Below are 13665 nucleotides of genomic sequence, written 5' to 3'. Positions count from 1 at the left end.
CCAGGCGTGGGTGGAGCGGGGACCAGGTGCGGGTGGAGTGGCGAGCCGGTTGCGGGTGGAGTGGCGGACCAGGTGCCGGTGGAGCGGCGGACCGGGCGTGGGTGGAGCGGCGGACCGGGCGTGGGTGGAGCGGCGGACCGGGCGTGGGTGGAGCGGGGGATCAGGTGTGGGTGGAGCGGGGGACCACGTGCGCGCGGACCGGCGTACCGGGTCTGTGAGACGGGTGGGCGAGGGGCGGGGTGGCTGGAATAGGGTTGGGGTATGCAATTTGCGACGTTGAGTGCGGGGGAAGTGCCCGGAGTTCCTACTCTCGAGGAGTTGCGGGGGCTGAAGCCGCTGCAGCAGCCGGAGTGGCCGGACCAGGGTGCGTTGGAGCAGGTCATCGGGCAGCTCCGGAAGATGCCGCCGCTGGTATTCGCCGGTGAGTGCGACGACCTGACCACGAAGATCGGCGCCGTCGCCCGGGGCGAGGCGTTCCTGCTGCAGGGTGGTGACTGCGCCGAGACCTTCGACGGGGTGACCGCCGAGAACATCCGGGCCAAGCTCCGGGTGCTGCTGCAGATGGCCGTGGTGCTGCAGTACGCGGCGAGCGTGCCCGTGGTGAAGGTGGGCCGGATCGCCGGTCAGTACGCGAAGCCCCGCAGCAGCGGTGAGGAGACCCGCGACGGCGTCACGCTGCCGTCGTACCGGGGTGACGCCGTCAACGGCCTGGAGTTCACCGAGGAGTCGCGGATCCCGGACCCGCAGCGGCTGCGCGGCGTCTACAACGCGGCCGCCGCCACGCTGAACCTGACCCGCGCGTTCACCACCGGTGGGTACGCCGACCTGCACCAGGTGCACGCCTGGAACACCGACTTCGTGCGGTCCTCGCCGGTCGGGCAGAAATACGAGCAGCTCGCCTCCGAGATCGAGCGCGCGCTCGCCTTCATGCGGGCCTGCGGAGCCATCCACGACGAGTTCAAGACCGTCGATTTCTACGCGTCGCACGAGGCGCTGATCCTGGAGTACGAGCACGCGCTGACCCGGATCGACTCCCGCACCGAGCAGCCGTACGACGTGTCCGGCCACCTGCTCTGGGTGGGCGAGCGGACCCGGCGGCTGGACGGCGCGCACGTCGAGTTCCTGGCCTCGCTGAGCAACCCGCTGGGCGTCAAGATCGGCCCGACCACCACCCCGGAGTACATCCGGGCCCTGATCGACAAGCTGAACCCGAAGGGCATCGAGGGCCGGCTGACCTTCATCACCCGGATGGGCGCGGGCAAGATCCGCGACGGCCTGCCGCCGCTGCTGGAGGCGGTCCGCGACCACGGCTCGCCGATCGCGTGGGTGTGCGACCCGATGCACGGCAACACCTACGAGACGCCGAACGGTTACAAGACCCGCAACTTCGACGACGTGATCAACGAGGTCCAGGGCTTCTTCGACGCGCACGAGCAGATCGGTACGTGGCCGGGCGGCATGCACATCGAACTCACCGGCGACGACGTCACCGAGTGCCTGGGCGGCGGGGAGGCCCTCGTAGCCGAGGACCTGGTCAACCGCTACGAGACCGCCTGCGACCCGAGGCTCAACCGCCACCAGTCGCTGGAACTCGCCTTCCTGGTAGCCGAACGGCTGCGCGGCGCCAAGGCATGATCGACCTACGCTCTGACACGGTGACTCGCCCGTCCCCGGGCATGCTGGCCGCGATGACCAGCGCCCCCACCGGCGATGACGTCTACGCCGAGGACCCCACTGTCACCGAGCTCGAGCAGACGGTCGCCGGCCTGCTCGGCCACGAAGCGGGCCTGTTCACCGTCTCCGGTTCGCTCGCCAACATCCTCGGCGTCCGTGCCCTGGCAGCCCCCGGCACCGAGGTCCTCTGCGAGGCCGGCGCCCACGTCGCCCGGGCCGAGCTCGGCGCGCACGCGGCGATCAGCGGCATCACCACCCGCACGTGGAGCGCCCCGGGCGGCCAGATCGACCTCGACCAGATCCGCGCCCTGGTCGCCCCCGACCTCGGCCCGTACTTCGTGACGACGGCCGCCGTCTCCGTCGAGAACACGCACAACTTCGGCGGCGGCACGATCCAGACCGGGTACGACGCCCTGGCCGACGAGCTGGACGTACTCGGCCTGCCGCTCCACCTCGACGGGGCTCGGCTGTGGAACGCGTCGGTGGCGTCCGGAGTACCGGTGTCGGCTTATGCCTCGAGAGCCGCGGCGGCGAGCGTCTGCCTGTCGAAGGGCCTGGGGGCTCCGATCGGCTCGGTGCTTGTGGGGTCGGCCGGGTTGATCCAGGAGGCCCGAGTCTGGCGGAAGCGCCTGGGCGCGGGGTGGCGGCAGGCCGGAGTACTGGCTGCGGCTGGGCTGTACGCCCTCGAGCACAACGTCGAACGCCTTGCCGAGGACCACGCCCACGCTCGGCTGATCGCCGAGATCCTGGCCGATGCTGCTCCCGGCTCGGTGAAGCCGGATCAGGTGGAGACCAACATCGTCGTCGCCGACCTCTCCGGCGTCGGCAAGTCCGTCGCCGAGGTCATTGCCGGCGCGAAGGCCGAGGGCGTTCTGATCGGCGGCGTCGGCGCCACCCAACTCCGCCTGGTCACCCACCTGGACGCCTCCACCGCCGACTGCCGCCAGGCCGCGGAGACGGTCGCTCGGCTGCTGCGCTGATTCGACAACTTTCGCCCCACCGAGTGCATCGAACTTGGTAACCAAGGGGTGGGTTGCCATGAGGACAAGCTCGAGAGCGATGGGTCTACTGGGTGCGGCCGTGCTCACGGCGGGCCTGCTCCCTGGAACGGCAATCGGCAAGTCAACCGCAGCCTCCGCACCCGGTACGGCGTCCGCGCCGAGCGCTGCGTCGGCGACGTGCCGGATGTCCTTGGGATCCGTGTCGGCTTCGGGTGACCATCAGATGCAGGGCCTCGTCGCAACGTCGCCACCCACGAACGAGGGCGTCGGCGCCGTGATCCGCGACCTGTACCCCGACGGCCAGCCGCGGCTCACCACCACCATGGTCCAAGAACCGATGCCCAGCGGACTCCGAGTGTTCGGCTATGCGGTGATCGGCTCGGCGCTGTACCGCACCACGTACGACAGCCTCGAACCCACGTCGGTCTCCCATCGACGCATCGGCGGCGGCTGGGACTCCTTCGTCTACCTGGCGGAATCCCGCTACGCGCCCCAGAACGACAACTTCAGCCGCACCCACGAGTACGGCCTGCGCAACGACGGCGTGTTGTTCCGCTGGACCCGCGATCCCCAGGGCGTCTGGCGGAACATGGCGTCCGCGCCAGGCTTCGCCGCGGTGAAGACGATGACCCTGATCAGCAAGACACGCACGTACGACACGTTCCTGGCGACCACCAGAGGCGGCGCGCTCTACACCATCCACATCCCCACGACGGCCCCGATGAAGCCAGTGGTCAAGCAGGTCCGCAGCAGCACCTGGCAGGGCTTCGAGACCCTGATCGCCGAGAGATGCGGCACCCAGAGCACGCTCCTGGCCGGCATCGACAAGGACACCAAGTCCGCCTACCTGTACGCCGTCAGCCACGCCACGGGAACCTCCACAATCATCAAAGGCCTTGGCAAACTCCCCGGCACCTTCGAAGCCCCCGTGTACTTCCGCTGGGCCGCCTTAGACTTCGACGAACTCTACGGCGAGTAACCCCGGATGGTGGGTGCCCGCTCAGGTGCTTCACCGCCCGGCACCTGAAAACCGGCGGCCTGTCGATCCGGGCGATCGCTGAAGCTGTCGGGTCCAGCCGGGCAACAGTGCACCACGCTCTTACCACGGCCTCCAGAGGTCTACAACCACCACCCGCCTCACAGCGCGATCGGCAAGACCTCACCATCACCCGGCTGGACAACCTGGCTGGACATCACACCTAGGGGAGCCCGGCTTCGTACGCGGCGATCACGAGATGGACCCGGTCGCGAGCGCCCAACTTCGCCAGGATGCGGGCCACGTGAGTCTTGGCGGTCAGCGGGCTGACGACCAGTTCGTCCGCGATCTCCTGGTTGCTTCGGCCGGCGGCGACCAGCCGAAGCACCTGGCGTTCGCGCGCCGTCAGGCTGGCCAGCCGCTCAGGCGTAGGGGCGTCCGGGCGACTCATCGCACGGGTGATGACCGCCCTGGTCGCGCCGGGCGACAGCAGCGCCTCCCCCGCCGCGACGGTGCGGATGGCGTCCAGCAGCGCGTCCGGACGGGTGTCCTTGGGCAGGAATCCACACGCCCCCGCGCGAAGGCCGCGCAGTACGTTGGTGTCTGTCTCGAACGTGGTCAGGACCAGCACTTTGCTGCGGCTCGATCCATCGTCAGCGATGATCTGCCGGGTCGCCTCGATGCCGTCGGTGCTCGGCATCCTGATGTCCATCAAGACGACGTCGGGGCGCAGGTCCCGGGTCAGCGTCACCGCCTCGTCGCCGGTGCCGGCCTCTCCGACGACCTCCATGTCGTCAGCGGAGTTGACCAGCAGCGCGAACGCGCCGCGCACCAGGGTCTGGTCGTCGGCGAGCAGGACCCGGATCACGACGGCACCCGCCAGATCTCCGGCAGCGGCAGGCTGGCCCGTACTTCGAATCCTCCGGACTTGCCCGGGCCGGCGGACAGTTCGCCGCCGACGGCCTGTGCTCGCCCTGTCATTCCGGCGATCCCGAAGCCGGCCGGTGTCACGGTTGCTCGCGCGGGCCCGCGATCGATGACCGCGATCCGCAGCCGGTGGCCGTTCTGGTCGAGTCGGACGGTCGCGTGCTTGGCCGTCGAGTGTCGAATGACATTGGTGAGCGACTCCTGGATGATCCGATAGGCCACGACGGACACCGTCGACGGTAACTCGTCCGGGAGCCCGTCAGCCTCCAGGTCGACCCGGACATCAGCCGCCTCGGCCATCTCCACCAGACGCTGCAGCTCGCCGAGGTGGGGCGCCGGCTCGGTTGGCTCGGCATCGCCACCATGCAGCACGTCCAGAACGGCACGCAGCTCACGGAGTGTGGCCCGGCTCGTGTCCGACAGGTTGTGCAGCGTGCTGGACAGCTCCTGCAGCGACGCATCCCCGCGCCTCGGCAGCTGGTCGATCAGGTGCGCAGCGACGGACGCCTGGACGTTCGCGACCGCGAGGCCGTGCGCTAGGACGTCGTGCAGCTCGGCAGCGATCAGGACCCGCTCCTCGGCGACCCGCCGCTCGACCTCGTCGGCACGCTCCTGCTCGACCCGCGCGGTGACGGCGGCCTTCCAGTTTTCATGGAAGCGGACCGCCAGCCCGGCAAAGAAGGCCATGAACAGCCAGCCGACGCCGAGGAAAGCATCGTCAGGTGCCCCCGACGCCTCGTCGGCGAGGACCGGCACGGTCACCGCGGCCACCGCCAGCAGGACGGCGGCGGCCCGCCGCGGTGGCGCGCTGTAGCGCGCCGCCGTGAACGCCGCCACAAGTGAGGCCGGCATCGTGGCCTCATGGGGATAGTCGAGGATGTGGTACGGCGTCGACACGGCGAGGACCGCGAGGACGACGAGGATCGGCCGGCGCCGGCGGGCCAGCAACGGTGCCGACATCGCGCCCAGGAGGCCGATCGCCCACAGATCCACGCTTCGCTCGCCGTCGAAATCAACCGCCTGGAGCGTGATGGCGACGACGACGCCGAGCACGAACGCCGCCGCCGCCAGCAGCCGATCGGCTACTGACGGACGGAGCGCCATCATCGTTCCCACAGTGTCATCGACAGGGTCATCGACACAGTCCTATCCCGTGCGCCAGAGCTTGCTGGGCCACCAGATCCGCGAACCCAGCGACATCGTCAGGGCGGGAACCACGATGGACCGCACCAGCAAGGTGTCGATGAGCACGCCGACGGCGACCAGTATCCCAATCTCGACGAGCATGACGAGCGGCAGCGTGGCGAGCACCGCGAACGTCGCCGCGAGCACGACGCCGGCCGAGGTGATCACGCCACCGGTCACCGCGAGGCCACGCTTCGTGCCCTCGACAGTGCCGTGCCGGGCGGCTTCCTCACGTACCCGGGTCATCAAGAAGATGTTGTAGTCGACCCCGAGTGCGACCAGGAAAAGGAACCCGATCAGAGGCACCGACGGCTCCAATCCGGCGAAACCGAGCACCTGTTCGAACAACAGGTTGCACAGTCCGAGGGCTCCGAAGAACGACACCACGACGGTGGCGACCAATACCAGCGGAGCCACGATCGCCCGCAGCAGTAGGCCGAGGATGGCGAGCACCACCAGCAGGATCAGCGGCATCACCAGATTGCGGTCGCTCTTGTTGGTCTCGGCCTCGTCAAGCCTTTCGGCACTCGGCCCACCGACCAGCACGGCCTCGCCGGCGACCTCGTGCACGTGCTCACGCAGCCGCTTGATCGTTGCCGTCTCACCCGCGCTTTCTGGCGAGTCGACCGGGATCACGGAGATCTCCACCCAGTCGTCACTGGTCCGGCCGATCTCGGCTTCGGCAACCCCCCGGGTACTTTCGACGGCGGCCAGGACCTCGCGGCTCTGGTCCGGCCGACTCATCACGGTGAGCGGCTGACCGCTCTGGTCGGGGTAGCGCGCCTCGATCAGCTTCGCCCCGGCCACCGACTCCGGTGTCGAACGGGCGAACTGGTCCAGCTGCGGAAGCGAGCCGCTGGCACCCACTGTGCCCAGCGCGAGACCGCCCAGGATCACCAGCGGCACCGCCCAGCTGACGACGCGGCGGCGCGCAACCAGCTCGCCAAGCCGCGCCCACCGAGAACCAGATGCGTGTGTCTCAACCCCGAGTCGCGGCACGAACGGCCAAAAGACCCGGCGCCCGAGCACCACCAGCAGGGCCGGGAAAAGCGTCAACATGACGAGCAGCGTGGACCCGATGCCCGCCGCACCCACCGGGCCGAGACCGCTGGTGCTGTTGAGATCCGCGGCCAACAGGCACAACAGGCCGGCTACCACCGTCGCCGCCGAAGCGAGGATTGCCGGGCCGGCCCCACGCAGCGCCGCCAGCATCGCGTCGATCGGCCGCTCGTGGTTGTGCAGCTCCTCGCGGTAGCGAGACACGAGAAGCAAGGCGTAGTCGGTGCCCGCGCCGAAGACCAGGACGATCAGCAGCGCCGAGCTCATGCTCGTCACGGTGAAGTCGAAGATCTGGGTGAGTGCGTAGACAACACCCATCGACATGATCGCCGCGACCCCGACTGCCGTGAGCGGGACCAGCCACAGCAGCGGACTGCGGTACGTCAGGATCAGCAGGATCGCCACCACTACGGCAGTAGCGAGCATCAACGTGGCGTCGACGGCATCGAAGACCTCGTCCATGTCGGCCCCTAGCGCGGTCGGACCGGTGACATAGGCGTTCAGACCGTTCGGCCGGTCGGCGAGAAGGTCACGCGCCTCGGCGGTGGCGCGGGCCTCCTCGTCGATCGCCTCTCGGTCGAGCGGAAGCGCGTACATCAGGGCGGTGCCGTCGGCGGAGTCGATGATCTCGGGCGGTGTGGCGGGGTCGTTGCCGAATCGCTTCGCCAGCTCAGTGTGGCCGCGTACGACCGCCTCCCGATCGCCCGGTTGGAGGCCGTCGGGTCGTTCGTACACGACCACGAGCAGGCCGTTCTCACCCCCGGGCAGCTCGGCTTCGGCCTGGAGCACCTTGGTCGACTGGGCGCTGGCCGGCAGGTAGTCGGCCTGGCCATCGCGGGTCACCGAGTCGAGTTTGCCGGCGAGTGAGAAGCCGGCGACCACCAGCCCGGTCCACACAGCCAGCATCAGCCACGGCACCACGGTCTTGGTCCGTGATCTCTTCGGTCTGGTATCGGCACCGGAGTGGTCGGGCGCCCGTAGTTGAGAAGTCATGGCGATCACGCTGTCAAGCCGGCGAGGTTGACGCGTCTGGCCCCGGCAGACACTTCGCCGTACTCCGTGCGGAGTACGGCGGGCGGCTGGGGAAGGCGGCTAGGGCGGGTGACAGAGGCCGGGGCCGGCGCAGGTGGCTGCCCCGAATCGCCCCTGGACCTGCCGCCCTTCAGGACGGACACCGGGCTGTTGCCTACCGCGCGGCAGATCGAGACCACACCCGATGGCCACGAGGTGTTCGCCGAGGACGCGGTCCGTTCTCTGATCGGTGCGCTTGGGTTGCGGAACCGCTGACGCACGCGATCGCGTCGGCGCGGGTGCGTCCTAACGCCGCGAACCTGGTGATTCACACACGCCGGAGCCCGCGTACGTGACTCGTTCAGTGAAGTCACCCGTACCGAGAGTTCGCCGGGGGGTACGAGCCGCCCGCACGCAGAACCACCCCTGGGGGTACGCAACCACCCCCGCCGAAACACCCCAAGATAAGCTGCCCACGTCGGGGTCACAGCGTTCGGGGAGAGCCGTGCGAGAGATCGTCGTGTTCAGCGGAAGTGCCCATTCCAGTCTTGCCGAGCAGATCTGTACCGATCTCGGTGTGGAGTTGTCGCCGGTGGAGATCCATCGGTTCAGCAATGACTGCTTACAGGTCCAGTTGCAGGTGAACTGCCGGCAGCGGGATGTCTACATCGTTCAGCCGCTGGTTCCGCCGACGCAGGAGCACCTGATGGAGCTTCTGCTGATGATCGATGCCGCCAGGGGTGCTTCGGCGGCTCAGATCACGGCGGTGATGCCGCACTACGCGTACGCGAGGTCGGACAAGAAGGACGCGTCCAGGATTTCCATCGGCGCGAGGCTGGTTGCGGATCTGCTGGTCGCGGCCGGGGTGGACCGGGTGCTGACGATGGCGTTGCACGCGCCTCAGGTGCACGGGTTCTTCTCGGTGCCGGTCGATCACCTGACCGCGATCGGCGTACTGGCTGAGCACTTCCGCGGGACTGATCTGACCAACACCGTCGTGGTCAGCCCGGATCTCGGGAACGCCAAGACGGCGACGCAGTTCGCGCGGTTGCTCGGGTTGCCGGTGGCGGCGGGGAGCAAGCAGCGGCTGGCTGATGATCGGGTGGTGATCGACGCGATCGTGGGTGATGTGGCCGGTAAGAAGGCGATCGTGCTGGACGATGAGATCGCGACCGGTGGGTCGATCATCGAACTGCTCGATCGGTTGAAGGATCTTGGCTGTACTCAGGCGGCAGTCGCGACTACGCACGGGCTGTTCGCCGGGAAGGCGGTCGAGCGGCTGCGGTCGCATCCGTCGATCACCGAGGTGATCAGTACTGACACCGTGCCGCGACCGGATGGCTTCCCCGAGCTTCAGGTCAGCTCGGTCTCGGGGCTGTTCGCCGAGGCGATCAAGCGCATCCACGAGGGCGAATCCGTCAGCAGTCTGTTCGACGGCGTCGACCCGACCCACGCCCCGCCGCAACCGAAACTCCCCTTCTAGAAGTCGACCCGAAGCAGCCGAAACTGCCCTCCTGAAACCCGACGCGCCGCCCCAGCCGAAACGGCCGTTCTAGAAGTCGATCCGCAGCACATAACGCCGCAGCGTCGGATGGCTGACCTCTACGAACCCGGCCTCCTCGAAGATGCTGTAGCTGCCGACATGCAGTTCACCCCAGGTGACGTCCTTGCCGGCCTGCGTCATCATCGGGTACGCCTCCAGCGCCTTCGCGCCACGCTCGCGGGCGAAGTCGATCGACGCCGCGGCCAGCCCGTACGAAACCCCGCGCCGCCGGTAGCCCAGCCGGGTCACGAGGCACGACACGACCCAGATGGAGTCGTCTTCCTTGTCCTCGGTCCGACCGGCCCACGGAACCGGCGTCCGCCCGAAGTACCGCGGGTACGCCGTACGCGGCTCGATCGCGCACCAGCCGACCGGTACCTCGTCCTCGAGGTACGCAACAATCCCGCTCGTACTACGCGCGCCGGGCTCGCCGCAGTTGGTCTGCTCGCGCAAGGCGGCGGCGCGTTCCGGCTCGGTGGTCGTGGTCCACATCCAACCCGTGGTCTTGAACCGCTGGCAATGGCACTGCCCAGCGTCGCTGGTCCCGAAGACAGTCTGCAGGTCTTCCCACGAGGCTTCGTTCGCCGGCCGGTACGACAACGAATCGGGATCAAGCGGCTCCATGCCGGGACAGACTAGTATCGATCGCGGACGATCCACTTCCGGGAATGCGGGTTAACTGTGCTGGTGGACCAAACGAGCCCGACCGCCAAGGCACTGCTGGCGCTCGAGTTGATCCAGAACAGCCCGGGCATCACCGGCGAGCGCCTGGGGGAGCGGCTCGGCGTCACCGACCGCGCCGCCCGCCGGTACGTCGGGATCCTGCGCGAGGTGGGTCTCCCGATCGAGTCCACCCCGGGCCGGTACGGCGGGTATCGCGTCGGCCGGGGGTTTCGTCTGCCGCCGCTGATGTTCTCCACGGCGGAGGCGCTCGGGCTGATGATGGCGGCGCTCGAAGGGCATCACCGGGCGGCCGATCCCACTGATCCCGCGGGGAGCGCGCTCGACAAGATCATCCGGGTGCTGCCGACGTCGGTGGCCGAGCCGGCCGAGGCGATCCGCCGGCTGATCACGCCGCATCCGAACGCCGACAGCAGCTACCCCGACCCGGAGATCACGGCCGAACTGGTGCAGGCCTGCGTCAACCGGCACCGGCTGCGGATCGGCTATCGCCGGGACGAGGATCTCGTCATGGAGGTCGATCCGTGGGCGATCTCGATCAGGCACGGTCGGTGGTATCTGCTCTGCTGGTCCCACACCAAGGACGCCCGCCGCGTACTGCGGGTCGACCGGATCACCACGATCGACGTACTGCCGGACACGTTCATTCCACCCGAGGACCTCGACCCGGTGCGGACCATTCTGGAGCACTTCTCCGAGGGCTGGAAGTACCAGGTCGAGGTACTGATCGAGGCGCCGATCGCGGACGTCGAGCACTGGATCGCTCGTAATCTCGGGCGGTTGGAGGAGGTCGACGCCACCCACACCCGGCTCATCGGCAGCACCGATGAGCCGGAGTGGTACGCCTACCGGATCGCTTCCATCCAGGCGCGCTTCCAGGTCGTGAACCCACCCGAACTGCGGGAAGCAATCCACACTCTCGGAAAGAACCTCGTCCGCGCAGCCCACGGCTGAGGTTCCGGGTCAGGGTGCGCAGGTGAGGGCGGTGCCGCCCCAGTCGGCGTGGTCGCTGTTCTTTCCGTCGGCGCCGTCTGTGGTTGCCAGGGTCAACCGTTTGATGCCGGTGACGTCCAGGTCGAGATGAGTGGCAGAATCGCCCGCGCGGATGACCGGGGTGCTAGCGAGCGTGCGGCCGTCACCGACGACTACGAAGGTGACTGAGCCTTCGCCGGTAGTAGTGCCGTCGTCGACTCCGACGTCGGCGACGAAGCGAGTGCAGGCGCCGCCTAGCCAGGTGGTCAGCGAGCTGGCGGCATGGGAGCCGACGCCCTTCGCAAACGTCTGGCCGGCGATCGACAGTGTGCCGGGTGGGTTGTCGCCGCCGTGGCTGTGATCGCGCTGTTGCGGGCGTCCGTAGCCGTTCGTCTCGTTCGTCCACGGCAGATCACTCACGTACGTCGAACCCCGCGGCGGCAGCGGCTCCGCGAAGATCGCCACCGCCCCGGCCGAGTGGATCCGCCGCCCGTCGGGAGCCGTGTAGTTGCCCGCGACAACCAGCTCGACATCTCCCCGAGCGCCAGCGGGACCGAGCCTCAGCGTCCAGCTACCACTCACACTCTCGCCATCGTCGAGCCGGTTCTTCCGCACCGGACTCCTCGAGACCAGCGTCCAACCAGCCGGTACCTCCGGCGCCACAACCAGATCCCGTACCGGACCACCAGTCCGCGCCACGAAGATCCCCTGCACCTGCACGGTCCCACCCGGCGCGACCTCCGTCGACGACGCGTCCACCAGAACCGTCGTGCCAGGAGCCTGCCGATACGGCTTGTCGCAGGTGGTCAGCCCAGCCGTGTAAGGGCAAGCCTGCAAGGCGAACCCACCGCGCTCGGCAACCCCGATCGCAAGCTGCTCCGAAGCCCGACGCACAGAAGAGGTCCGAGACAGCGTGCTCCCGCTATCCGAGACGACCTCGACCAGCCACCGCCCGGACCCACCGAGGAACGACAGCGGTACCGCGACCGTCCCTGCCCCGCCCGACCGAATCCCACCAACGAACCAGCGCGCCCCACTCCGCCGAGCGATCACAGCCTCCGACCCCGGCGCCCCCGCGATCAGCCGCGTCTCATCCCAACTGGTCGGCAATTGCGTCAGGAACCGGGAACCTTCCGGCTGAGAAGCAAGCTCCTCAGGCGAGCTCACGATATGCGTCCACCCGGACTCATAGACGACCGGCAACGCAAGCTCGTGCGCGTTGGTCGTCTGCGGCTTCGGGTTGGACGGCGTCGCGAACCGCGTCGGCGTGTAGTCCATCGAGCCGATCACGTTCCGGGTGAACGGCAGAATCGTGTTGCGGGTCGCATTGAGCCCGTTCTCCTCGCCGCGGACGCCCTCCATCGTCATCAGATGCGGCCAGGTCCGCGCCAGCCCGTGCGGCACAGTCGAACCATGGAAGTTGATCATCAACCGGTACTTCGCCGTGTCGGCCAGGATCGCGTCATACCATCGATAGCGCCCCTGCGTGTCGGACTCCATGAAGTCCACCTTCACGCCCTTGATGCCCCAGGCAACAAGCTTCGGCAGCCACTCGTCCCGCTGCGCCTGCGATTCGAGATTCGTCCAGTGAAACCAAACCAGTACTTCGACGCCTCGCGCCCGCGCATACCGAGTCAACTCAGGCAGCCAAACCGGGCTCCACCCCTCGTCCACAAGCACGTACTTCAGACCGCGAAGAGCCGCCGCGTCCACATAATCCTTCTGCCGCTCGAAGTCGCGCGGACTGGAGTTCTCGGCCAGCCAGGACCACGAGGACAGACCCGGCTGAACCCAACTCGTGTCACTGAACCGCGCCGGATCAGCCAGATCGTCCACCAGCGTGGACCCGGTCACCGTGGCGAGATCCCCGACGATCATCGTCCGCCAAGCCGTCGCCAGAGCACCTGACGACGCCACCGCCGCGTCAGCGAGCTGTACGTCGTACCGGCTGGAGCCCTGTGTGTGCGTGAGGCGGGCGCCGGAGTACCGGCCGTCAAGACCTGACTCGGCAAGCAGCGCATAGTTGCCCCCGGCCCGGAACAGCGCGGGATGCCCGAACTGTCCGGTGGGCGCCGTCGACGCGGTCGCCTGCGCGTGCTCGTTCTCATGCTGAGCGTTGTAGGGCTGCAGCCAACTGGTCGCATCGGGCGCCAGTTCGAACCCGCCGGTCTCCCGCTGAACAGTCACCGGCCCCGGCAGTTCGTACCGGAACGCGACCCCGTCGTCGGAAACCCTCACGACCAGCGCGAACGAGCCGCTCGAGTTCCCGAAGGTCAACCGGCTCTCCTCCTGATAGACGCTCCGATCACGCTGCTTCCCGGTCGTCATCCGGTACGACGTACGCAGCGTCCGGTGGCTCTCGGCGGTCAGCGCGAGGTCCTTCGACAGGTCGCCGGCCGAGGTGATCACCCCGAGATCCGCGACGCTGAGCACGTCGGCGGACTTCGAGCTGACCTTGAGCCGCAGCCGTCCGTCGGCCGACTCCACGGTCGCGCCGACACCGCCGACCCCGGGCAGGGTCCAACTGGAAGCGCTCGCCTGGGCCGGCACCAGGAAGCTGGAACTGAGGACTAACGGCAGGAGGAGCTTCAACATCAGACGGTTCCTCACGATCGGTGAACGGGCGGGCACACCAA

The 13665-nt window shown here is 68.2% G+C and carries 10 protein-coding genes; 5 read left to right on the top strand and 5 right to left on the bottom strand.

What is annotated here, in order from left to right:
- Positions 1–261: 261 nt before the first annotated feature.
- The 3 genes from ABD255_RS34490 (at position 262) to ABD255_RS34480 (ending at position 3654) form a co-directional block, all read left to right on the top strand.
- Complete coding sequence (locus ABD255_RS34490) at positions 262–1635, top strand: class II 3-deoxy-7-phosphoheptulonate synthase (protein WP_344220969.1); 1374 nt, start codon at positions 262–264, stop codon at positions 1633–1635.
- A complete protein-coding gene (locus ABD255_RS34485) occupies positions 1632–2654 on the top strand; it encodes a threonine aldolase family protein (protein ID WP_344220968.1) in 1023 nt (340 codons plus the stop codon). The genes ABD255_RS34490 and ABD255_RS34485 overlap by 4 nt, the downstream gene beginning before the upstream one ends.
- Before the next feature lie 244 nt (positions 2655–2898).
- Positions 2899–3654, top strand: coding sequence for a hypothetical protein (locus ABD255_RS34480; protein ID WP_344220967.1), 756 nt, complete (start codon positions 2899–2901; stop codon positions 3652–3654).
- Between the two features lie 220 nt (positions 3655–3874).
- Here the strand turns inward: ABD255_RS34480 and ABD255_RS34475 are convergent, their stop codons facing one another.
- From ABD255_RS34475 to ABD255_RS34465, 3 genes are read right to left on the bottom strand one after another with little or no spacing between them, the layout of a single operon-like run.
- Positions 3875–4519 (bottom strand): response regulator, encoded by a 645-nt coding sequence (locus tag ABD255_RS34475; RefSeq protein WP_344220966.1) that lies wholly within the window; start codon positions 4517–4519, stop codon positions 3875–3877.
- Positions 4516–5685, bottom strand: a complete 1170-nt coding sequence (locus tag ABD255_RS34470; RefSeq protein WP_344220965.1) for a sensor histidine kinase — start codon at positions 5683–5685, stop codon at positions 4516–4518. Before ABD255_RS34470 ends, ABD255_RS34475 begins: the two co-directional genes overlap by 4 nt.
- Positions 5686–5724: 39 nt before the next feature.
- Entirely contained in the window at positions 5725–7815 is a 2091-nt protein-coding gene (locus ABD255_RS34465) for an MMPL family transporter (protein ID WP_344220964.1), read from the bottom strand.
- Between the two features lie 523 nt (positions 7816–8338).
- Between ABD255_RS34465 and ABD255_RS34460 the strand changes: the two genes are divergently transcribed.
- Positions 8339–9316 carry a ribose-phosphate diphosphokinase gene (locus ABD255_RS34460; protein WP_344220963.1) on the top strand — a complete coding sequence of 326 codons (978 nt, stop codon included), beginning with the start codon at positions 8339–8341 and terminating at the stop codon, positions 9314–9316.
- 69 nt (positions 9317–9385) lie between these two features.
- On the opposite strand, the gene ABD255_RS34455 is transcribed toward ABD255_RS34460, so the two are convergent.
- A complete protein-coding gene (locus ABD255_RS34455; protein WP_344220962.1) occupies positions 9386–10000 on the bottom strand; it encodes a GNAT family N-acetyltransferase in 615 nt (204 codons plus the stop codon).
- Positions 10001–10063: 63 nt separating this feature from the next.
- Here ABD255_RS34455 and ABD255_RS34450 point away from each other — a divergent pair, with 63 nt between their 5' ends.
- Positions 10064–11011 (top strand): helix-turn-helix transcriptional regulator, encoded by a 948-nt coding sequence (locus tag ABD255_RS34450; RefSeq protein WP_344220961.1) that lies wholly within the window; start codon positions 10064–10066, stop codon positions 11009–11011.
- Between the two features lie 9 nt (positions 11012–11020).
- Here ABD255_RS34450 and ABD255_RS34445 read toward each other — a convergent pair whose 3' ends face one another.
- Entirely contained in the window at positions 11021–13624 is a 2604-nt protein-coding gene (locus tag ABD255_RS34445) for an NPCBM/NEW2 domain-containing protein (protein WP_344220960.1), read from the bottom strand.
- Positions 13625–13665: the final 41 nt, after the last annotated feature.

Source organism: Kribbella sancticallisti, assembly GCF_039530625.1.
GTDB classification, from domain to species: Bacteria; Actinomycetota; Actinomycetes; order Propionibacteriales; family Kribbellaceae; genus Kribbella; species Kribbella sancticallisti.
This window is presented reverse-complemented; position numbering and strand designations above follow the sequence as displayed.

Coding starts and splice junctions, on each gene's coding strand:
- ABD255_RS34465 (WP_344220964.1), bottom strand. CDS start 7,815: ATGACTTCTCAACTACGGGCGCCCGACCACTCCGGTGCCGATACCAGA.
- ABD255_RS34480 (WP_344220967.1), top strand. CDS start 2,899: ATGCAGGGCCTCGTCGCAACGTCGCCACCCACGAACGAGGGCGTCGGC.
- ABD255_RS34470 (WP_344220965.1), bottom strand. CDS start 5,685: ATGATGGCGCTCCGTCCGTCAGTAGCCGATCGGCTGCTGGCGGCGGCG.
- ABD255_RS34490 (WP_344220969.1), top strand. CDS start 262: ATGCAATTTGCGACGTTGAGTGCGGGGGAAGTGCCCGGAGTTCCTACT.
- ABD255_RS34455 (WP_344220962.1), bottom strand. CDS start 10,000: ATGGAGCCGCTTGATCCCGATTCGTTGTCGTACCGGCCGGCGAACGAA.
- ABD255_RS34445 (WP_344220960.1), bottom strand. CDS start 13,624: ATGTTGAAGCTCCTCCTGCCGTTAGTCCTCAGTTCCAGCTTCCTGGTG.
- ABD255_RS34485 (WP_344220968.1), top strand. CDS start 1,632: ATGATCGACCTACGCTCTGACACGGTGACTCGCCCGTCCCCGGGCATG.